This window comes from Mesorhizobium argentiipisi (SeqCode) (assembly GCF_037179585.1).
Taxonomy (GTDB): Bacteria; Pseudomonadota; Alphaproteobacteria; order Rhizobiales; family Rhizobiaceae; genus Mesorhizobium; species Mesorhizobium argentiipisi.
The window spans coordinates 433512-454996 of the sequence record NZ_JAPYKO010000002.1; the positions used below are offsets into that span (position 1 = coordinate 433512).

Annotated in this window: 19 protein-coding genes and 1 other RNA gene; 4 read left to right on the top strand and 16 right to left on the bottom strand. The window is 63.6% G+C overall.

What is annotated here, in order from left to right:
- Positions 1-2: 2 nt before the first annotated feature.
- Genes ftsW through mraZ form a run of 9 tightly spaced genes read right to left on the bottom strand, consistent with a single transcriptional unit; the run spans position 3 to position 10208 of the window.
- The gene (gene ftsW / locus O7A05_RS04995) at positions 3-1154 is read right to left on the bottom strand and encodes a putative lipid II flippase FtsW (RefSeq protein ID WP_224581480.1); all 1152 of its coding nucleotides are present in this window, start codon (positions 1152-1154) and stop codon (positions 3-5) included.
- Positions 1154-2557, bottom strand: a complete 1404-nt coding sequence (murD, locus tag O7A05_RS05000; RefSeq protein ID WP_337091861.1) for a UDP-N-acetylmuramoyl-L-alanine--D-glutamate ligase — start codon at positions 2555-2557, stop codon at positions 1154-1156. The genes ftsW and murD overlap by 1 nt, the downstream gene beginning before the upstream one ends.
- Positions 2558-2567: 10 nt before the next feature.
- Positions 2568-3650 carry a phospho-N-acetylmuramoyl-pentapeptide-transferase gene (gene mraY, locus O7A05_RS05005; RefSeq protein ID WP_337091862.1) on the bottom strand — a complete coding sequence of 361 codons (1083 nt, stop codon included), beginning with the start codon at positions 3648-3650 and terminating at the stop codon, positions 2568-2570.
- Between the two features lie 26 nt (positions 3651-3676).
- Positions 3677-5110 carry a UDP-N-acetylmuramoylalanyl-D-glutamyl-2,6-diaminopimelate--D-alanyl-D-alanine ligase gene (locus O7A05_RS05010; protein WP_337091863.1) on the bottom strand — a complete coding sequence of 478 codons (1434 nt, stop codon included), beginning with the start codon at positions 5108-5110 and terminating at the stop codon, positions 3677-3679.
- Positions 5107-6561, bottom strand: a complete 1455-nt coding sequence (locus O7A05_RS05015; protein WP_337091864.1) for a UDP-N-acetylmuramoyl-L-alanyl-D-glutamate--2,6-diaminopimelate ligase — start codon at positions 6559-6561, stop codon at positions 5107-5109. The genes O7A05_RS05010 and O7A05_RS05015 overlap by 4 nt, the downstream gene beginning before the upstream one ends.
- A gap of 54 nt (positions 6562-6615) precedes the next feature.
- Complete coding sequence (locus O7A05_RS05020) at positions 6616-8340, bottom strand: peptidoglycan D,D-transpeptidase FtsI family protein (RefSeq protein WP_337091865.1); 1725 nt, start codon at positions 8338-8340, stop codon at positions 6616-6618.
- A complete protein-coding gene (gene ftsL, locus O7A05_RS05025; RefSeq protein ID WP_337091866.1) occupies positions 8337-8732 on the bottom strand; it encodes a cell division protein FtsL in 396 nt (131 codons plus the stop codon). The genes O7A05_RS05020 and ftsL overlap by 4 nt, the downstream gene beginning before the upstream one ends.
- 4 nt (positions 8733-8736) lie before the next feature.
- On the bottom strand, positions 8737-9753 hold the full coding sequence (gene rsmH, locus O7A05_RS05030; protein ID WP_337091867.1) for a 16S rRNA (cytosine(1402)-N(4))-methyltransferase RsmH: 1017 nt from the start codon (positions 9751-9753) through the stop codon (positions 8737-8739).
- Positions 9750-10208, bottom strand: coding sequence for a division/cell wall cluster transcriptional repressor MraZ (gene mraZ, locus O7A05_RS05035; RefSeq protein WP_337091868.1), 459 nt, complete (start codon positions 10206-10208; stop codon positions 9750-9752). The genes rsmH and mraZ overlap by 4 nt, the downstream gene beginning before the upstream one ends.
- A gap of 389 nt (positions 10209-10597) precedes the next feature.
- Here mraZ and O7A05_RS05040 point away from each other — a divergent pair, with 389 nt between their 5' ends.
- Positions 10598-11713 carry a cystathionine gamma-lyase gene (locus O7A05_RS05040; RefSeq protein ID WP_337091869.1) on the top strand — a complete coding sequence of 372 codons (1116 nt, stop codon included), beginning with the start codon at positions 10598-10600 and terminating at the stop codon, positions 11711-11713.
- Between the two features lie 4 nt (positions 11714-11717).
- Here O7A05_RS05040 and O7A05_RS05045 read toward each other — a convergent pair whose 3' ends face one another.
- From O7A05_RS05045 to O7A05_RS05075, 7 genes are all read right to left on the bottom strand, one after another.
- Positions 11718-12008 carry a type II toxin-antitoxin system RelE/ParE family toxin gene (locus O7A05_RS05045; RefSeq protein ID WP_337091870.1) on the bottom strand — a complete coding sequence of 97 codons (291 nt, stop codon included), beginning with the start codon at positions 12006-12008 and terminating at the stop codon, positions 11718-11720.
- Positions 12005-12289 carry a type II toxin-antitoxin system ParD family antitoxin gene (locus O7A05_RS05050; protein ID WP_337091872.1) on the bottom strand — a complete coding sequence of 95 codons (285 nt, stop codon included), beginning with the start codon at positions 12287-12289 and terminating at the stop codon, positions 12005-12007. Before O7A05_RS05050 ends, O7A05_RS05045 begins: the two co-directional genes overlap by 4 nt.
- Positions 12290-12446: 157 nt before the next feature.
- Positions 12447-12842, bottom strand: an RNA gene (gene rnpB, locus O7A05_RS05055) — RNase P RNA component class A.
- Between the two features lie 125 nt (positions 12843-12967).
- Complete coding sequence (locus O7A05_RS05060) at positions 12968-13672, bottom strand: lytic transglycosylase domain-containing protein (RefSeq protein WP_337091873.1); 705 nt, start codon at positions 13670-13672, stop codon at positions 12968-12970.
- Between the two features lie 185 nt (positions 13673-13857).
- Complete coding sequence (locus O7A05_RS05065; protein WP_337091874.1) at positions 13858-14625, bottom strand: N-acetylmuramoyl-L-alanine amidase; 768 nt, start codon at positions 14623-14625, stop codon at positions 13858-13860.
- Positions 14622-15341: a DnaJ family molecular chaperone gene (locus tag O7A05_RS05070; RefSeq protein ID WP_337091875.1), complete on the bottom strand. Its 720-nt coding sequence runs from the start codon at positions 15339-15341 to the stop codon at positions 14622-14624. Before O7A05_RS05070 ends, O7A05_RS05065 begins: the two co-directional genes overlap by 4 nt.
- Positions 15342-15472: 131 nt before the next feature.
- A complete protein-coding gene (locus O7A05_RS05075; RefSeq protein ID WP_337091876.1) occupies positions 15473-15679 on the bottom strand; it encodes a hypothetical protein in 207 nt (68 codons plus the stop codon).
- 177 nt (positions 15680-15856) lie between these two features.
- On the opposite strand from O7A05_RS05075, the gene O7A05_RS05080 reads away from it, so the two are divergent.
- From O7A05_RS05080 to O7A05_RS05090, 3 genes are read left to right on the top strand one after another with little or no spacing between them, the layout of a single operon-like run.
- Positions 15857-19489, top strand: a complete 3633-nt coding sequence (locus O7A05_RS05080; RefSeq protein ID WP_337091877.1) for a hydantoinase B/oxoprolinase family protein — start codon at positions 15857-15859, stop codon at positions 19487-19489.
- Positions 19490-19521: 32 nt separating this feature from the next.
- Positions 19522-20820: a BtaA family protein gene (locus tag O7A05_RS05085; RefSeq protein WP_337091878.1), complete on the top strand. Its 1299-nt coding sequence runs from the start codon at positions 19522-19524 to the stop codon at positions 20818-20820.
- Entirely contained in the window at positions 20817-21482 is a 666-nt protein-coding gene (locus tag O7A05_RS05090) for an SAM-dependent methyltransferase (RefSeq protein ID WP_337091879.1), read from the top strand. The genes O7A05_RS05085 and O7A05_RS05090 overlap by 4 nt, the downstream gene beginning before the upstream one ends.
- Positions 21483-21485: the final 3 nt, after the last annotated feature.

The window sequence follows — 21485 nt, forward strand, 5'->3', positions numbered from 1 at the left end:
CCTCATTCCGCCGGCATTGCGCGCTGCGACAGGACGAAGCCCATCTGCTTGCGCTTTTCCGGACGCTTGCGCGTCAATGCGAGCACCATGCCCATCGAGACGGCGATGGCGATCTGCGAGGAGCCGCCATAGGAGATGAAGGGCAGCGTCATGCCCTTGGCCGGCATCAGCTGCAGGTTCACGCACATGTTGATGGCCGATTGCAGACCGAAGACGGTGACGAGGCCGCCGACCGCATAGCGGGTGAAATCATCGTGTTCCTTGAGCGCGATGCTCAAGCCGCGCAGCACGATGAAGGCAAAGATCGACATGATGAAGAAGCACATGATCAGCCCGAACTCCTCGCCCGCGACCGAGAAGACGAAGTCGGTATGAGCATCCGGAACAATGCGCTTGACGGTTCCTTCGCCCGGCCCAACACCGAACCAACTGCCGTTGATCAGCGCCTCGCGACCCATGTCGACTTGGAACGTATCGCCTTCGCCGGTCAGAAATTTGTCGATGCGCAAGGCAACATGCGGGAACACGGAATAGGCGGCGAACAGGCCGCTTGCCCCGACCATGCCGAGAGCCACGATCCACAGCCACGGCAGGCCGGCCATGAAGAACATCACGCCCCAGGTGCCGGTCACCAGCATGGTCTGGCCGAGGTCGGGCTGCGCCACCAGAAGCGAGATGACCAGCGCAAGCAAAAGCATGGCGAACAGATTGCCGGGAATGTCGGGCTGGCGCTTGTGCTCGGCAAATAGCCACGCGCAGATGATGACGAAGGCGGGTTTCAGGAATTCGGAAGGCTGGATGGAAAGCCCGGCGAGCGACACCCAGCGCCGCGCGCCCTTCACCTCGACGCCGATGTAGAGCACAGCCACCATCAGCACCAGCATGATGCAGAGCATCACCAGCGACATGCGCCTTATCTGCCGCGCCTCCAGGAAGGACACCGCAAGCATGACGATGAGCGCCGGGATGGTGAAGATGACCTGCCTGGTGGCGAAGTGAAAGCTGTCGAGGCCGATACGCTCGGCCACTGCGGGGCTGGCCGCGAAGGACAAAATGATGCCTAGCCCCATGAGCGACAGGAACGCGGCCAGGAACCAGCGATCGATCGTCCACCACCAGGTGGCAACAGGACTTTTGTCGAGACGGCTTTGCATCAACGTGGCCCTCCGATGGGTTTGACCCCATCAATAGCAGTCGCAGCTTGCCTGAAGGCTTCGCCGCGAACCTCGAAATTCTTGAACTGGTCGAAACTGGCGCAGGCTGGCGAAAGCAACACCACGGCTTCGCCGCCGGTGTCGTTTGCCGCGTCATGGGCGGCATGCTCGACCGCCGCCGCAAGCGTTCCCGATATCTCGTATGGCACTGCCTCGCCTAGCGTCGCCGCGAAGGCGGGCGCCGCCTCGCCGATCAGATAGGCCTTGGCAATGCGCGGGAAGAAGCCGCGCAGCGGCTCGATGCCGCCTTCCTTCGGCAGGCCGCCGGCGATCCAGTAGATGCGGTTGGCGAAGCTCGACAGCGCGGGTGCGGCCGCGTCGGCATTGGTCGCCTTGGAATCGTTGACGAACAGCACATGGTCCTTGCGGCCGACCTGCTCCATGCGGTGCGCAAGCCCGGGAAAGCTTTCCAGCCCGGCCTGGATCTCGCCGAGCTCGAGCCCGACTTTCAGACATGCGACTACGGCGGCCAGCGCATTCTGCGCATTGTGCTGGCCGCGCAGCGAACCGATGCCTTCGAGGAAGGCGACGCGGCTGTAACGGCCATGCACCGCTTCCATCAGATTGGTGCCGTCGGCGAAATAGCCGTCGGTCAAAGGCAGGCGCTTGGAAATACGAACGACCGGCCGGCCGGCCCTCTCCAGACGGTCGGCGATCTGGGCGCACCAGGAATCGTCGACTCCGATGATCGCGGTGTCGCTGCCGGCGACCAGCCGCTCCTTGATCGAGGCGTAATGCGCCATCGTGCCGTGCCGGTCGAGATGGTCGGGCGTGAGATTAAGCAGGATGCCGGCGGTCGGGTTGATCGAGGGCGCAAGGTCGATCTGATATGACGAGCACTCGACCACATAGTGCCGCTGAGGCTCGGGCGGATCGAGTGTCATGATGGCGCGGCCGATATTGCCGCCCATCTGCATGTCGCGTCCCGCCGACTTCAAGATATGCGCCGTCAGCGCCGTCGTCGTGGACTTGCCGTTGGTGCCGGTGATCGCAATGAAGGGTGCTGCGGGCGCGCGGCTGTTGCGCTCGCGACAGAACAGCTCGATGTCGCCAATCACCTCGACGCCGGCGCCGCGTGCGAGCTCCACCGTCCAATGCGGCTTCGGATGCGTCAGCGGCACCCCTGGCGACAGCACGAAGGCAGCGAAACGCGGCCAGTCGGCTCCACGCAGGTCGCCGGTCTCAATGCCCGCGGCGGCGGCCTTGGCGACGCTGTCCGGATTGTCGTCCCAGGCCAGCACCTCGGCGCCCCCTGCGATCAGCGCATGCGCGGTGGCGATCCCCGAGCCGCCAAGCCCGAAGAGCGAAACGCGTTTGCCGGAAAAGGAAGCGGCGGGGATCAAGCAGCAAGTCCTATCTGAGCTTGAGGGTGGAGAGGCCGACCAGCGCCAGGATGACGGCGATGATCCAGAAGCGGATCACCACCTGACTCTCGGTCCAGCCGAGCTTTTCGAAATGGTGATGGATCGGCGCCATCAGGAAGACGCGCTTGCCGGTCATTTTGAAATAGCCGACCTGGATGATGACCGACAGGATCTCGACCACGAACAGGCCCCCGACGATGACCAGCACGATCTCGTGCTTGGTGGCGACCGCGATGGTGCCGATCAGCCCGCCCATCGCCAGTGAGCCGGTGTCGCCCATGAAGATCGCGGCCGGTGGCGCGTTGAACCAGAGGAAGCCCAGGCCCGCGCCGATCACTGCGCCGAGCACGACGGCGAGCTCACCGGTGCCAGGCACGAAATGGATCTGCAGATATTCGGCGAAGACCGCGTTACCCGACAGATAGGCGATGACGCCGAAGGACGCCGCCGCGATCATGATCGGCACGATCGCCAGGCCGTCGAGACCGTCGGTCAGGTTCACCGCATTGCCTGCGCCGACGATGACGAAGCAGGAGAACGGCACGAAGAACCAGCCGAGATTGATCAGGAATTCCTTGGCAAAGGGGAAAGTCAGCGACGATGAGAACGGCGCCTGGCCATTATGCATGATCACCCACGCTGCGATGGCGGCGATGATGAACTCGATTGCAAGCCTCGCCTTGCCGGAGAAGCCCAGATGCGACTGCTTGGTGACCTTGAGATAGTCGTCGTAAAAGCCGATCGAGCCGAAGCCGACGGTGACCAAAAGCACCACCCAGACATAGATGCTGGACAGGTTCGCCCATAAGAGCGACGAACCGATGATGCCGGACAGGATCATCAGCCCGCCCATGGTCGGCGTACCCGCTTTCTTGAAATGCGTCTGCGGGCCGTCGGCGCGGATCGGCTGGCCCTTGCCTTGCCGCAGACGCAGCGAATTGATGATCGTCGGCCCGAAGATGAAGACGATCAGCGCCGCGGTGATCAGCGCGCCGCCGGTGCGAAAAGTGATGTAGCGGAAGACGTTGAAGAGCGATATCTTGTCCGCGAAATCGACGAGCAGTGTGAACATGGTCCTTCCGTCCCCCGGAACCCGACCTAGGCCGGCTTAATGTTTGTGGCTTCCGCCGGAAATTTGCCGAGCAACGCCTCGACCAGCTTTGAAAACCCGATGCCTTTCGACGATTTGATCATCACCACGTCGCCAGGCCTGAGCGCGGAGATCACGATCGGCTTCAGCTCATCGGCTCCCGCCCGATATTCCGTCTGGATATCGGCCGGCAAAACCTCGGCCAGCGCCTGCATTTCCGGCCCGCCGAGAAAGACGTTGCGCGTGCCCGTGCCGACGATCAGTTCGGCGAGCGCCGCGTGGAGCTTGGCCGAATGGCTGCCGAGCTCCAGCATGTCGCCGAGCACCGCGATGCGCCGGCCCTCGCCCGAGACCGGCGTGGCGTTGAGCAGCGCCATCGCCGCCGCCATCGACGCCGGATTGGCGTTGTAGCTCTCGTCGATCAGCGTGATCGGCCCGTTGGGATGATGCAGGACGTGGCGCCGGCCGCGCCCGCGTTCGGCCGAAAGGTCTGCAAGCGCGGCCGCGACCTTGTCGACATCGGCTCCGACCAGCTGCGTAGCGCCAAGCACCGCCAGAACGTTCTGCACGATATGGCGGCCGGGCGCCCCGACACGGGCCGTCAGGTCCCTTTTGCCGATCTTGACGGCGATGTCGGAATGGTCGGCATGAAGCTCGCAGCCGACAAGGCGGAAGGCCGAGCGGACATTTTCGCCGAAGCCGAACACATGCTCGACGCCCGCCTCTTTCGCAATTTTCCCGAGCAGCTTCCAACGTGGATCGTCGCGGTTGAGCAGCGCGGCGCCACCGGGCTCGATCCCCTCGAAAATCTCCGCCTTGGCCATGGCGATCTCGTCGAGGTTCTTGAAGAAGCCGAGATGGGCGGCGGCAATGATCGTCACGATGGCGACATGCGGCCTGACCATCTTAACCAGCGGCCTGATCTCGCCCGGATGGTTCATGCCGATCTCGAAGACCGCGTAGTCGCAGTCCTGCGGCATGCGCGCCAGCGTCAGGGGCACGCCCCAATGGTTGTTGAACGACTGCGCCGAGGCGTGCACCTTGCCGACCGCCGACAGCACATGGCGCAGCGCTTCCTTGGTGGTCGTCTTGCCGGCCGAGCCCGTGACCGCGATGATCCTGGCCTTCGAGCGGGCACGGGCCGCAACACCAAGTTTCTCAAGCGCCGCAAGGACATCCTGCACGACGATCATCGGCGCCGTCAGCCGGCCGAGCGAGGGCAGCTTGCCCTCGGCGACGACCAGCACGGCCGCTCCGGCCTTGACCGCCGCTGTCGCGAAATCATGGCCGTCCATCGCCTCGCCCTTGATGGCGAAGAAGGCGTCTCCGGGCTCCAGGCTGCGGCTGTCGATCGAAATGCCGGTGATGCCCTCCGGCAACGAGCCGATCGGCCTGCCGCCCATGGCTTCGATGAGCGCTTCCGACGTCCACAGCAGGTTCATGCGGCGCGCTCCTTCAGCGCCTCGCGCACTTCCTCATGGTCGGAGAAGTGGAAGGTTTCTGCGCCGATGGTCTGGCCTTCCTCATGCCCCTTGCCGGCGACGATGAGCGTGTCGCCGGCGCGAAGCATCGCCACCGCGTCGTGGATCGCCTTGCGGCGGTCGCCGATCTCGATGGCGCCGGGCGCGGCGGCAAGGATCGCGGCGCGGATGGTCTCGGGCAATTCGGTGCGCGGATTGTCGTCTGTGACGATAACGATATCGGCGAGCCGGGTCGCGATCTCGCCCATGATCGGCCTTTTCCCCCGGTCACGGTCGCCGCCGCAGCCGAACACCACCACGACGCGGCCAGTGGTGAAAGGCCGCACCGAGGTCAGCACATTTTCCAGCGCATCGGGCTTGTGGGCATAGTCGACATAGACGGGGGCGCCGGCCGCGGTGGTGCCGACGAGATCGAGCCGGCCCGGCGCGCCCTTTAATTTCTCCAATGCCGCCAAGGCCTTGGCCGCGATTGTTCCAGTCGCGATGGCAAGCCCGGCCGAGACCAGCGCGTTGGCGATCTGGAAATCGCCGGCCAAAGGCAGGTCCACCTCATGCAGCACACCGTCCGCCACGATTTCGGCGCGCTGGCGACGGCGTTCGTGCTCGACCCGCTTGAGCGTCAGGAAATCGCCATGGCGGCCTACGGTCAGCACTTTCAGCCCCGCCGCCTTCGCTGCTTTGATGGTCGGCTCCGACCACGGGTCGTCGGCAAAGACGATCGCCGGCGCACCCTTCGGCAGCAGCGTGTCGAACAGGCGCAGCTTGGCGCGGTGATAATCCTCGACCGTCGGATGGTAATCCATGTGGTCGCGGCCGAGATTGGTGAAGGCGCCGGCGGCCAGCTTCACGCCGTCGAGGCGACGCTGGTCGAGACCGTGGCTCGAGGCTTCCATGGAGGCGTGGGTGACGCCGGCATCCGCCAGTTCCTTGAGCAATCGGTGCAGCGCCACCGGATCGGGCGTCGTCAGTGAGCCATATTCGTTGCGGCCGGGCGCCACGACACCGGTCGTGCCGATCGAGGCGGCGGCAAAACCCGCCTGCTCCCAGATCTGGCGGGTGAAGGCGGCGACGGATGTCTTGCCGGCGGTGCCGGTGACGGCGACCATGGTTTCCGGCTGGCGGCCGAAGAAGCGCGCTGCACTGAGCGCCAGCGCCAGGCGCGGATCATCGACGGCGAGAACCGGGATTGACAGGCCGGAGACGGTCGTGCCCCTGCCGGTGACGATCGCCGAGGCGCCGCGGGCCGCGGCATCGGCCGCATAGGCCGAGCCGTCGGCCTTGCTGCCGGCAAGCGCGAAGAAGACGACGCCGGTCTTTACCGCGCGGGAATCGGAGGAAAGTCCGGTCACCTCCAGATCGGGGGAAGCTGTTCCCTCGACAGGCAGGATGCCGGCTAGATCTTTTAGATGCATTGAGTCCCGTTCACCGCAACAAAATAGCGCGCAGTTGCCGGCGCGCCCCAAGAATCACTGATAGGAAACCAGCGTTGCACCATTTTCATGGCTGAAATCTGGCTTCACGCCAAGCATGGCGGCCGCGCGTCTGATAATGTTGCCGGCCATGACCCCCGCATTGTTGGCGGCAACGTCCGTCATACCGGGCTTTTCAGGATGCGGGGCGTCGGCGATCGTGAACACCAGATATTGCGGATCGTCCATCGGGAAGGCGGCGACGAAAGTGTTGAAATTCAAGTCCTTGGAGTAGCGGCCGTTGATGACCTTCTCGGCCGTTCCGGTCTTGCCGCCAACGCGGTAGCCGGGGACCCTGGCGTTTCTGGCCGAGCCCTTCTCGGCATTGAGCGTATAGAGGTAGCGCATGCCTTCGACCGTTTTGTCGCTGACAACTTTCTTGGCCACCGCCATTGCATCCTCCTCGCTGCGCACAAGGAATGTCGGCTCGATCAGATAGCCCTGCATCAGCGCCGCGCAGCCGACAGCGGCCTGCAGCGGCGTCGTCGAGACGCCATGGCCGAAGGCGATGGTGAACGAATTGACCTGTTTCCAGACCTTCGGTTCGGTCGGGCGCGCGACCTCCGGCAGTTCGGTCTGCATCCTGTCCAGAATGCCGAGGCGGTGCAGGAATTCGCGGTGCCCCTCTATGCCGACCAGCTCGGCCTCCCTGGCCGACCCGATGTTGGACGAATAGAGGAACACCTCCGGCAACGACAGCACACGGTTCTTGCCGTGAAAATCGTGGATGGCCTGATGGCCGACCCGGATCGGATGCGAAGCGTCGAAGCGGCTGTTCATTGTCGCCTTGCCGGAATCAAGCGCCATGGCCGAGGTGAAGCTCTTGAAGGTCGATCCCATCTCGTAGAGACCCGCCGACATGCGGTTCAGCCGATCCTTTTCCTGCGCATTATACGGATTGTTAGGATCGAAGTCCGGCACCGAGGCCATGGCCATCACTTCGCCCGTCTTGATGTTCAGCACGACGGCGCCGGCGCCCAATGCGCGATAGCGCTCCAGGCCGGCGGCGATCTCGTCGCGCACCACATGCTGGACGCGCAGATCGATCGACAGCTTGACCGGCTTGAGATCCTTGGCCACGGCGAGCCCCGACGCCTGCAGATCGCTCAGCCCCTGCTCGTCGATATATTTCTCCATGCCGGAGATGCCCTGGTTGTCAATGTTGGTGAGGCCGACGATATAGGACGAGGTCTCGCCGCTCGGATAAAAGCGCCGCTTTTCGGTGCGGAAGCCGAGGCCGGGGACGCCCAGCGCCAGGATGTCGGCCTGCTGCTTCGGCGTCAGCTGGCGCTGCAGCCAGACGAAGCCGGCCCCGCTCTTGAGCTTGCGATAGGTCTGCTCGTAGTCGATCTCCGGCAGCACGGTCGACAATTTCTCGATCGCTTCGTCGGCGTCGACGATGCGGCGCGGCTCGGCGAACAGCGACGCGGTCTTGATGTCGGTTGCCAGCACCTCGCCGTTGCGATCGACGATGTCCGGACGTGACGCCGTGACCCGGTTCTCCGGGCCGCCCGAAAGATCCGGATTCTGCATGCCGAGATAGACGAGCCGGCCGGCAATGGTCGAATAGATGGTGAAGAACACCGCCATAGTCATGACGATGCGTGTCTTTGCCTTGCCGCCCGTCGCCTTGCGAGCGGCGTCGACGACGATCGAGCCGTCCTCAGCCTGCTTCTTTCGGCGCTTCAGCAGGTCACCGATCCTTGGAAGCCTGCTGATCATTGAACGGTGCTCCCGGTGACCACTGGATCCTTGCCGTCCGCAGGCTCCTTCCCCGAATTGTCGGCCATGCCGCCAAGGCGCTGCGAGGAGAGGTCCTCGATGGTCAAGGGTTTCACGGGAATGTCGTCGAGGCTGCCGATCTGGTGCGCGCTGACCGGTTCGAGTCCGAGTTGGCTCTTATAGACATCGGCAAGCTTCTGCAGTCGCGACGGCTGCGTGAGCAGGCTCCAGTCCGCCTTGAGGAGGTCGATCGTTTCTTCCTCGTAGTGGATCTGCGCCTGGATCTTCTGCACCGCCGCCAGTTGCTGTTCGGCTTCGCGCTTCGTCTTGTAGGTCAGGGCCGCAGCCGAGACCATGACGGCGATCAGGACTATGTCGCTGGTACGAAACACGTGCTCACCTCTCCCCCGGCCGCTCGACGGCGGGAAGCTTTGGAAGGCCGAAAATCGAAAAATCGTCGGCGCGCGCCGGGGCATCTGTGCGGATCGCCGCGCGCAGCCTGGCCGAGCGCGCGCGCGGATTGGCGTCCAGCTCGGCCTCTCCGGGCGTCACGCCGCCGCCGGCCTTGCGGAAAGTCGCAACGCGCGCCGGCGCATCGGGCATATGCCGAGAGCCGCCGCCGGCTTCGGAACGGTCGGCGATGAAGCGCTTGACGATGCGGTCTTCCAGGGAATGGAACGTCACCACGGCAAGCCGACCGCCAGGTTTCAGCACACGCTCGGCGGCCAATAGAGCCCTTGCGAGTTCGCCAAGTTCGTCATTGACGAAGATGCGCAGCGCCTGGAAGACGCGCGTGGCCGGATGGATGTTGTCCTTCGGCCCCCGTCCGATATGCGTTTGGATGGCGTCGGCGAGATCGAGCGTGCGCTCGAAAGGCTTCTTCTCCCGTCGGCTCTCGATCATGCGCGCGATGCGGCCGGCATGACGTTCCTCGCCGAGAAAACCGAAGATGCGGGCAAGGTCGCCGGCCTTGAAGGTGTTGACGACGTCGGCGGCGGAGAGACCCGCCTGCGCCATGCGCATGTCGAGCGGCCCGTCGGCGCGAAACGAAAATCCGCGCTCCGCCTGGTCGAGCTGCATGGACGAGACGCCGATATCGAGCACCACGCCATCGGCGCTTTCGACATGCTCATCCAGCGTCGAGAACGGCGCCTGGACCAGCCTCAGCCGGCCGCCGGCCTGCCCTTCGAGCGCCCTGCCCGCGGCGATCGCCTCCGGGTCGCGGTCGATGGCGACGACCCAAGCGCCGCGCTTGAGGATGGCGCTGGTGTAGCCGCCGGCGCCGAATGTCCCATCGACAATCGTTTCGCCGGCCTTGGGCGCGAGCGCGTCGAGCACCTCGGCAAGGAGGACCGGAATGTGACGGGCCAGTCCGCCAACGGCGTGAGGGTCATCGCCGTGGCCAACCATCATTCCGATCGCTCCCCGGGCTTCGTCCCCTGCCGAAGCTGCAAAAGCCTGGCCCGCGCCTGCGCCCCATAGGCGGCAAGCCGTCCCGGTTCCCATACTTGAAAGAAATTGCCGCGACCGACAAAGGCCACCTCGTTCGAGATGCCCGTATGTTCGCGGATGAAATCGGTCATGGTGATGCGGCCGTCCTGGTCCAACTTCAGAAATGTCCCGTCTCCATGGCAGAAGAACGACATGTCGTCCGTCGTCTGCAGGAATGGATCTTCCAGCGCGATCCGCTGCTCGTAGCGGTCGAGCAGGTCGAGGCCGCCGACATCCATGGCCGGCAGGTCCAGGCAGCGCAGCGCGTAGAGTTCCGCATAGCCGCGTTTCTGCACCACGGCGCGGAAATGCGCCGGAACGGACACCCGCCCCTTCGCATCGATCCTGCTCACCGTGTTTGACAGAAACCGGTCCAATAAACGCTACAGCCGCTGTTGCCGCTGCACCCCTCATGTTGTTCTCCGCGCCCTCGCCGCATTCGCGGCAAATCGCTTCATTCACCGAGGCAAAAACCGGCAAACGCACAGCCGCCGCGGCTGCCCGATTGGCGTACGCTTCACCCTGACGCGGAACGAAAGCTTGATTTAAATGGGATATCATGGGGCACTATGGGCGTCAACGGGAACAGGCATCACAAACATGCACGCCACAACCAGAAAGCGCAGGTTGAAGACACGTCTCGTCTTTATCGTCTATTAAGCCTAACGAAGCGTTTAGAGCCCTCTGGCCTAAAAAGACGCAGCTTGCTGCGCACAGCCGGCGCGCATAGCGTCGGTGGAAGTTTTCTGCCCGAAGGATCGAGCCGATGTCCGACACTGCGAAGTCCCGCGCCGCGACACTTGCCCATCTGCGCAGCGCCGATTTCGCCAAGGGCGATCCTATCCCCTTGCCGCTGACCATGGCCTCGATTTTCCATGCGCCTGGCGACGCAACGGGCTTCGACCAATATGGCCGCTTCAGCAACCCGACCTGGCATGCCGTCGAGCATGCGCTCGGCCATCTGGAAGACGCGCAATGCGTTATTTTTCCGTCGGGAATGGCCGCTATTTCCGCTGCTTTTTTCGCGCTCGTCAAATCGGGCGACCGCATCCTCTTGCCGTCGGACGGCTATCACACGACGCGGGCCTTGGCCGAGCGTTTCCTGAAACCATTCGGCGTCGCCTATGACGTGCGGCCGACGGCAAGCATGCTCGACGGCGGTTTTGCCGGCTACCGGGCGGTTTTCGTCGAAAGTCCGTCGAACCCGCGGCTCGATATTTGCGACATCGCCGCCGTCGCCAAGGCCGTCCATGCGCAAGGCGGAACCCTGATCGTCGACAACACGACGATGACGCCCTTCGGCCAGCGCCCGCTCGATCTTGGCGCCGACATCGTGGTCTCGGCCGACACCAAAGCGATCAACGGCCATTCCGACGTTCTCTTCGGCCATGTCGCGAGCCGCGATCCGGACATTGTCGCCAGGGTGAAGGATTGGCGCGAGACGGTCGGCGGCATCCCCGGACCGTTCGAGGCATGGCTGGTGCATCGCGGCCTGGAAACGCTGGAAGTGCGCTTCGACCGCATGTGCTCGTCGGCCGAAACCATCGCGCGGCGGCTGAAGGACCATCGCGCCGTCAGCGGCCTGCGCTTTCCCGGGCTCGAGGGCGATGCCTCGCACAATCTGGCGCGTGCCCAGATGGAGCGCTTCGGCTTCCTGATTTCCTTCGAGCTCGCTTCCGAAGAACAGGTCGAGGCGTTCATCGACGGTTGCGCGCTGATTGAATCGGCAACCTCCTTCGGCGGCGTGCACACATCGGCCGAGCGGCGCTCGAAACGCGGCGACGCTGTGCCGCCGGGCTTCGTTCGTCTCGCGATCGGCTGCGAACCGGTCGAGGAACTCTGGAAGGCGATCGAGGCGTCGCTGGACAAGCTCGGCGCCTAGTCCGCTATATCAGATCGTCAGCCTCGATTTTGCGCCGGCCATGCAGGACGCGAAGGATTTCGATCGCGTCGTTGCCAATCCGATAAAACGTAAGATACTCCCCGACAACGAGGTGGCGGACGCCCGGCAAGATATCATCGCGCGGTGCGCCTGATCGGGGATGAAGGATCAGCAAATCCCATCGCCTCTGAAGATTTTCCACAAAACGGACTGCGGCGTTTGGGTTCCGAGCAGCGATGTAGTCGCCGATAGCTTCGAGGTCGACCAATGCCTGTGGAAGCAGGCGGTACTTCACTCGTCAGCGCCTTTGGCTTCCGCCATCTTCGCATATTTAGCGCGCAATCGCTCCATTAAGGGGGGGCCGTCCAGCGCGGGTCCGCTGTCGATGCCTTCCTGCACCAATTCCCGCAATTCCTCGAGGGTATAGCCGAGCAGGTCGCGCCGCTCCTTCCATTGCCTGAGTGCATCGCGGATCACTTCACTGGCCGAGGCGTATTCGCCGGCAGCGACGACATCGTCGACCGCAGCCGCCAGTTCCGGTGAAAGGGTGATACTGCGTTTATCGACCTGGCCCATGATGCACTCCTGCTCTTCTCCCAATGGTACGATTTAATCGCACCAGCTTCAAGGACAGGTTTGACCATGCCGCGGAGGCTGTATTGCGGAATGCCTGAATCAGAAGATTCGCCTGTCGGCCTAACCTCCTGATCCCATTCAGCTATCGCTGCGAAAAAATGCCAGCTGGCCTGTAAGCCGGGTTCTGTATGGCCCTCGCCTCGCGGCGAGAACGTGGCGGCCATTCATCTTGGGCGCATGTTGCCACGCGCCTCACGCAACCTACCCGGACGGTGGGCCGGAAACAGCCCTCGAAGGTTTCCCCTCGTACCGCCCCTATTCGGTTTTGCTCCCGGTGGGGTTTGCCCTGCCGCTCCTGTTGCCAGTCGCGCGGTGGGCTCTTACCCCACCCTTTCACCCTTGCCGTGGCAATGCCGCGGCGGTTTGCTTTCTGTGGCACTTTCCCTGGGGTCGCCCCCGCCGGCCGTTAGCCGGCACCGTGTCTCCATGGAGCCCGGACTTTCCTCACCCGCAACCTTTCGGTTCTCGCGGGCGCGGCCGCCCGGCCAGCTGACAAGCGGGTATAAAGGGATTCCCGCCTGAAAACGCAAACGAAAAAGCTAGGGAGGCACCCAAGGCAGTGAATCTGGGCAACGACATGCCTGGACGACACGCGTTGCCCAACAAATCCACTTCGGCTTAAGCCGGCGAGCCCAAGGCCGCCATCTGCACCTTCACCTTGCTGCAATAGGCGGCCGAAATCGGATTCATCCGCGTCGCGCCATGGCCGGCATTATATTTGAGGATCGTGCCGCAGGTGGTGCCGCCGCCGAGACCTTGCGCCATGGCAAGATATTTCATGCCGTATTTGATGTTGGTGTCCGGATCGAACAGTCCCTTGGCCGAGCCGGTGTAACCCATCATGCGCGCCGTGGCCGGCTTGATCTGCATCAGGCCGATCTCGCCGGCGCTGCCGACCATGTTCGGCCTGTAGTTGCTTTCGATCTTAATGACGGCCGTGGCCAACGAGACCGGCACGCCATAGCTTGCGGCATAACGGGCAACGATCGCCGAATACTGGCGGTCGCCCGTCGCAGAGGACAACAACGCCGGTTTCTCAGGATGGATGGAAGCTGTCGCGGTCAGGTCGATGGTCTGCCTGTTGCGCTTGGCTCGTTTGGCTGTCGATTGTGTCACCCTGGTTGCGGCGGCCTTCTGTATCTTGGCCGGAACAGCCTTCGCGGTTTTGGGTGTTTTGACGCTTACGGCGCTCTTGGGCGTCGCAGGAGCGGCTGTGAAGCCATTATCTGCCCTGGGGCTTAGCGGGGAACTGTTGGCCTGGTTGAACGCAAAGCTTATCACTCCGGCAGCAACAGCTGCCGCTACGACGGTCAATTTTTGCATGTAGTCCTGTTCTGTTAGAACCGCGCGAAGAACTTCACGCAGCTATGCCAATTCAACATCGGACCATCCGGGGGGATAGACGCCCGACGACTTGCGGGAGAGGCATTTGGAGGCGGAATTGGCGGCAATAAAGGCGGCGCAATTCACTTTAAGTGACAGGTTGTAATTTAAGCAACTTGTCGTTGCTATTCGAGCGGGGCTGCCTCTACGGAAGCCAGGAGCCTTTCCAGCGTGCGGATCGTCGATTTATCCGCCACGCCATCCACCAGCCGCCGCCGGAAATGTCGCTGGAACGCCGCCACCACGATTTCCGTCTGCCGGTCGTAGACACAAGATATCTCAACGCCATAGCCATAGAGCGCCAGCATCGACTGCAACGCCTCGACATCGGCGCCGGTGTCGCCGGCCTTCAGCGCGGCGCCGGGCTTTATCGCCGCCGCGGGTACCAGATGGCCGACACCGGCCGCGAACAGCGCCTTCCAAGGAAATTTTTCGCCAGGATCGATCTTGCGACCCGGAGCAACGTCCGAATGCGCGAGCACCCTTGCCGCGGGGATCGAATAACGGCCCACAATACCCGCGCACAACTCGATCACGGCACCGATCTGCCGCCTCGGGAAAGCCTTGTAGCCCAGCGAATGCCCGGGATTGACGATCTCGATGCCAATCGAACAGGAGTTGATGTCGGTACATCCGAGCCAGGAACTCTTGCCGGCATGCCAGGCGCGGTCGCTCTCGCGCACCATCTGGACGATGCGGCCATCTTCATGAACAAGATAATGCGAGGAGACTTCGCTCGCCGGATCGCACAGCCATGCCTCGGCGCCGGGGCCGCTTGCCATGCCGGTATAATGCAGCACGATCATGTCGGGCCGGAGCGTCGCGCGGCGCGGACCGAAATTCGGCGACACCCGGACCTCGGCACCCGGCTGGTCGGGCAGGAAACCGCTCATACGTGCCTGAGGCCCCGCTCGATCATCTCATAGGCGGCATTGATCGCCGCGACCCTGGTCGTGGCGATCTTGATGAATTCCTGCGGCAGGCCGCGCGCGATCAATCTGTCCGGGTGATTGTCGGAAATCAGCTTGCGATAGCGTTTCCTGACCTCCTCGAACGGCTTGCCGCGTTCGATGCCCAGAACGACGTAAGGATCGGCGGCGCCGAGATTGACGTGCCTGGACAGGATCGCCTCGTAATGCGCCTCGTCGATCCGGAAGATCTCGGCGATGCGATGCAGGAATTGGCCCTCATGCTCATGAATGAGGCCGTCCGCTTTGGCGATATGGAAGAGACCGTCGAGGATATCTTCCAGCATCATGCAGTTGGCATGGCCGGAACCGCAGAGCTGCGCCATGCGCTGGGCATAGATCTCGAAGCCGGCGACATCCTGCTTGGCGATGTCGTAAAGCCGCGCCACGTTACGTGTCTCGTTCGGCGGCACTTCGAAGATTTCCTGGAAGGCGCGCACCTCGTCCTGCGTGACGATGCCGTCGGCCTTGGCCATCTTGGCCGAAAGCGCGATCATCGCCACCGAGAAGGCAACGCGCCGGCGCAGATCCGGATCGCCGGAAAACACGGTGCGCACGGCTTCCACGACATCCGCGACGCCCGAGGACGCCGACGACGAAACACGAGCGATGAAGTCGCCAAGGCGGTCCCAAATCGACATGCCGGCTTCATAGTGCGAACCGGGCGGTTCTATCAAGCCGGGACGATGCCGCAGGTGACTGGCGATGTGCCGACCGGCGGCGCAAAAAGAAGGCCGGCAGCGCCGGCCTTCTTCGAGACTGTGGTCGGTCCTTACTGCGCGGGCGCGGCAGGTGCCGGATTTGTTGCCGGAGCCGGTTCGGCGGGCTTCGAAGCGTCGGGCGAAGCCGGCTTCATGGGCTGCTCGTTGGCCGGCGGATTGGTGCTCTGGGTTGTGGTCTTGTCGGTACCATTGTCGCTGCAAGCCGCGACCCCCAGCAGGGCGAGCGCCGAGACCGACGCCAGAATGAGCTTCTTCATGCTATCTCTCCTTCAGCAGACGCTCACATTTCGGTGAGCGGTCGCAGGGGAAATGCATCAGCAAGCTGCCGGTTTCGTAACGTTGCATTTCGATGTGTAACATCAACTTACGATTGCTGGCGCTGAAAATCCCAAACCAGCAGAACATGCGCTCGAAGACATGAATGGATAAGCAGAATGCCGGCAGCCGCAGGAACTGAGAAATGGGACTTCTGGATCGACCGCGGCGGCACGTTTACCGACATCATCGGCCGTGATCCGCAGGGCCGGTTGCACCCCCGAAAGCTCCTGTCCGAAAATCCCGAGGCCTATGCGGACGCCGCTATCCAGGGCATCCGCGACCTGTTGGGTCTGAAAGCGGGCGCCGCCATTTCCGCCGACGCGATCGGCGACGTCAAAATGGGCACGACCGTTGCCACCAATGCGCTGCTCGAGCGCAAGGGCGACCGCGTGCTGCTGCTGATCACCCAGGGGTTTCGCGATGCATTGCGCATCGCCTATCAGGCGAGGCCGGACATCTTCGCCAAGGAGATCATCCTGCCGGAGCAGCTCTATGAGCGCGTCATCGAGATCGACGAGCGCGTGCGCGCCGACGGCTGCGTCGAACGCCTGCTCGACATCGCGGCCTGCCGCTCGGCGATCGAACAGGCCAAGGCCGACGGCATCGACGCGGTCGCTATTGTCTTCATGCATGCCTGGAAATATCCGGACCACGAAAAGGCCGTCGCGAAGGTCTGCCGCAACATCGGCTTCAGCCAGATTTCCGTCTCCCACGAGGTCTCGCCGCTCATCAAGCTGGTCGGCCGCGGCGACACCACCGTGGTGGACGCTTATCTGTCGCCGATCCTGTCGCGCTATGTGCAGCGGGTGGCCGGCGAGTTGGGCGCCGGCCCGCGCCTGATGTTCATGATGTCGTCGGGCGGACTGACCGCTGCCGACCTGTTCCAGGGCAAGGACGCACTGCTGTCCGGCCCGGCTGGCGGGGTCGTCGGCATGGTCGAGACGGCGAAGCTCGCCGGCTTCGAAAAAGTCATCGGCTTCGATATGGGCGGCACCTCGACCGACGTCGCCCATTACGATGGGGAATATGAGCGCGCCTTCGACACCGAGGTCGCCGGCGTGCGCATCCGCGCGCCGATGATGCGCATCCACACCGTCGCCGCCGGCGGCGGCTCGATCCTGCATTACGAAGCAGGCCGCTTCCGCGTCGGCCCGGATTCCGCCGGCGCCAATCCCGGCCCGGCCGCCTACCGGCGCGGCGGCCCCCTCGCCGTCACCGATGCCAATGTCATGCTCGGCAAATTGCAGCCCGATTTCTTCCCGGCGATTTTTGGGCCCGGCCAGGACCAGGCGCTCGACATCGGCACGGTTGGCGAAAAATTCGCGGCACTTGCCGCCGAAATCGGCGACGGCCGGACGCCCGAGGCGGTCGCCGAAGGCTTTGTCACCATCGCCGTCGAGAACATGGCTAACGCCATCAAGAAGATCTCGGTGCAGCGCGGCTATGACGTCACCGAGTATCTCTTGAACTGTTTTGGCGGCGCCGGCGGCCAGCACGCCTGCCTGGTCGCCGATGCACTCGGCATGGAGGCGGTGCTGATCCATCCCTTCTCCGGCCTGCTTTCGGCTTACGGCATCGGCCTCTCGTCGGTCTTCGCCACGCGCCAACAGGGTCTGCTGCAGCCGCTTGCCGAAGAATCCCGCGCGGCGATCGAGGCACTCATCACGGCACTGCGCGGCGACGTCATCGCCGAGCTTGGCGAGCAAGGCATTGCGGAGGACGCGGTTTCAACGAGACCAGTCCTGCACATCCGCTATGACGGTACCGACACGGCGCTGCCGGTGAATTTCGAGCATGGCTCGATCTTCCGCGCCAGGAGCGATTTCGAGACGGCGCACAAGGCGCAGTTCGGTTTCGTCTATGACGACAAGCCGATCGTCGTCGAGACGGTCGCCGTCGAAGGCATGGAAGCCGCTCGACAGGACAAGGCTGAGGCCTGCGCCCCTGTCGGACCGGCAGGAGTTGAGGCCAAGCCTTCGGAAAATCGGCGCTTCTACACCGAAGGCCGCTGGCACGAGGCCGGCGTCTACCGCCGTGAAAACCTGCGGCCGTCCCACACTGTCGCCGGGCCCGCACTGATCATCGAGCCGAACCAGACCATCGTCGTCGAGCCGGGCTGGCGCGCCGAAATCACCAGTCTCAATCACGTCGTGATACGCCGGACAGAAAGAAAGGCGCGTGCCGCGGCGCTCGGCACCGAAGCCGATCCGGTGATGCTGGAAGTCTTCAACAACCTCTTCATGTCGATCGCCGAACAGATGGGCGTGACGCTGCAGAACACCGCCTATTCGGTCAATATCAAGGAACGCCTCGATTTTTCCTGCGCCGTGTTCGACCGCCACGGCGCGCTGGTTGCCAACGCGCCGCATATGCCGGTGCATCTGGGCTCCATGGACCGTTCCGTCGAAACCATCATTCGCCTGAATTCCGGCGACATCCATCCCGGCGACGTGTTTGCGCTCAATGCCCCTTACAATGGCGGCACGCATCTGCCCGACATAACCGTGGTGACGCCTGTCTTCGACGATGCGCTAAACGAGATCCTATTCTGGGCGGCATCGCGCGGCCATCACGCCGATGTCGGCGGCACCGCGCCGGGCTCGATGACGCCGCTGGCGACAACGGTCGACGAGGAAGGCGTGCTGTTCGACAATTTCCGCATCGTCGACCGCGGCCGCTTCCGTGAGAAGGAGCTGGAGACGCTGCTTACCGACCATCCCTACCCTGCACGCAATCCGGCCCAGAACATCGCCGACTTGAAGGCGCAGATCGCCGCCAATGAAAAGGGCGTGGCGGAGCTGCGCAAGATGGTCGCGCATTTCGGCCTCGATGTGGTCGAAGCCTATATGGGCCATGTCCAGGACAATGCCGCCGAAAGCGTGCGCCGCGTGATCGAGCGGCTCCCCGACAGCGCGGCTTACGAATATCCAACCGACACCGGCCAGGTGATCAAGGTGAAGATCACCGTCGACCGGCAAAAGCGCGAGGCGACGGTCGATTTCACCGGCACCTCGCCTGTCATGAAGAACAACTTCAACGCGCCGGAGCCGGTCGCCCGCGCCGCGGTGCTTTATGCCTTCCGCGTCATGGTCGAGGACATGATCCCGATGAATGCCGGATGCCTCAGGCCGATCAACATCGTTATTCCGGATGGCTGCATGCTCAAACCGTCCTATCCGGCGGCGGTCGTTGCCGGCAATGTCGAGACCTCGCAGCATGTCACCAACGCGCTGTTCGGTGCGATGAGCGCGATGGCCAACGCCCAAGGCACGATGAACAATCTCACCTTCGGCAACAGGAAATATCAGTATTACGAGACGATCTGCTCCGGCTCGCCGGCCGGCCGGATGAATTCCGGGCGCGGCTTCGCCGGCACGTCCGGCGTCCATACCCACATGACCAATTCGCGCCTTACCGACCCTGAGGTGCTGGAACTGCGCTTCCCGGTCGTGCTGGAAGACTTCCATATCCGCAAGGATTCCGGCGGCAAGGGCAAGTGGAACGCCGGCGACGGCACCAGGCGCACCATCCGCTTCCTCGAAAAGATGGAATGCGCGATCCTGTCCTCGCACCGCAATCGCCCGCCCCAGGGCCTCGAAGGCGGCGGCGACGGCGAGGCCGGCTCGACCAAGGTCAGGCGCAATGACGGATCGGTCGACGTTCTGAAGGCCTGCGACCAGACCACGCTCAATGCCGGCGAGGCCGTCATCGTCACCACGCCGACACCCGGAGCGTTCGGAAAGGCGTAAGAACAGCGTCAACAGGCTGTCACCTCCCTGTCATGCCGCTGCGCTACCCGCTTGCGCCAACGCAAACGGGGAATCACCTTTCCATGTCGGACGTATCCGGAGAACTCGTTTATCGTCGAGGCAAGGAAGTCGGAAAGGCGGTCTACCAGAACCGGGCATTGTCGAAGGACGGCATTTCCGAGCGGCTCTTCGCCTTCCTGTTCTCCGGCCTCGTCTATCCGCAGATCTGGGAAGATCCCGATGTCGACATGGAGGCCATGCAGCTTGGCGCCGGGCACCGGGTCGTCACGATCGCCTCGGGCGGCTGCAACATTCTGGCTTACCTCACCCGCACGCCGGCCAGGATCGACGCCGTCGATCTCAATGCCGCGCACATCGCGCTGAACCGCATGAAGCTGGAGGCGGTGCGCCACCTGCCGTCGCAGGGCGACCTGTTCCGCTTCTTCGGCGCCGCCGGCACCAGCCACAATTCGGATGCCTATGATCGCTTCATCGCGCCGCATCTCGATCCGGTCAGCCGCCACTACTGGGAGCGCCGCAATTGGCGCGGCCGCCGCCGCATCTCGGTCTTCGACCGCAACTTCTACCAGACCGGACTGCTCGGCCTCTTCATCGCCATGGGTCATCGCGTCGGCAAGCTGTTCGGTGTTGATCCGGCCGGCATCATGAAGGCGGAGAACATCGGCGAGCAGCGCCGCTTCTTTAACGAGGAGTTGGCGCCGGTCTTCGACAAGAAGCTCCTGCGCTGGGCGACCTCGCGCAAGGCATCGCTGTTTGGCCTGGGTATCCCGCCGGCGCAGTATGACTCGCTGATCACCTCCGGCGATGGCACCATGGCGAGCGTGCTCAAGGCGCGGCTGGAAAAGCTCGCTTGCGACTTCCCACTCAAGAACAATTACTTCGCCTGGCAGGCCTTTGCCCGCCGCTATCCGCAGCCCCGCGAGGCGGCGCTGCCTGCTTATCTGGAAGAGCGCAATTACAAGACGATCCGCGACAACATCGATCGCGTCGCCATCCACCACGCCAATCTGATCAAATTCCTGGCCGCCAAGGATGCGGGCAGCGTCGACCGCTTCGTCCTGCTCGACGCGCAGGACTGGATGACCGACGACCTGCTCAACGCGCTGTGGACCGAGATCACCCGCACCGCTTCGGCCGGCGCGCGCGTCATCTTCCGCACCGCGGCCGAACCGAGCCTCCTGCCCGGCCGTGTCTCCAGTTCGCTGCTCGACCAATGGACCTACGAGGCCGACGCCTCGCGCGAATTCTCGGCAAAAGACCGCTCGGCGATCTATGGCGGCTTCCACCTCTATGTAAAGCGCGCCGCATGAGCACGACGGAGCTGCCGGCCAGCCATGCCGAACTGATGGACGGCGTCTACCGCTGGCAGCGCCATATCTATGACCTGACCCGCAAATACTATCTGCTCGGCCGTGACCGTCTGATCGACGGGCTGGACGTGCCGCAAGGCGGCACCGTGCTGGAGCTTGGCTGCGGCACCGGCCGCAACATCGCCCTTGCCGCCCGCCGCTATCCGGAGGCCCGTTTCTTCGGCCTCGACATCTCGGCCGAGATGCTGGAGACGGCAAACGCGGCCATCGCTCGCGAAGGTCTCTCCGGCAAAGTCAGCCTGGCGCGCGGCGACGCCACCGATTTCGACGCCAAGGCTCTCTTCGGCATCGAGTGCTTCGACCGCGTCTTCATCTCCTATTCGCTGTCGATGATCCCCGGCTGGGAAAAGACCGTATCGGCCGCCCTTGCCGCGCTCGCCTCTGGTGGTTCGCTGCATGTCGTCGACTTCGGCCAGCAGGAAGGCCTGCCGCGCTGGTTCCGCGCCCTGCTGCGCGGCTGGCTGCGGAAGTTCCATGTCGCGCCGCGCGCCTCGCTGCGCGACGTGCTTGAATCGGAATCGCAGCGCACCGGCGCAACCTTCCGTTTCAGAACGCTCTATCGCGGCTATGCTTATCTTGGCGTGATCGGATCCCGCAAATAGCAA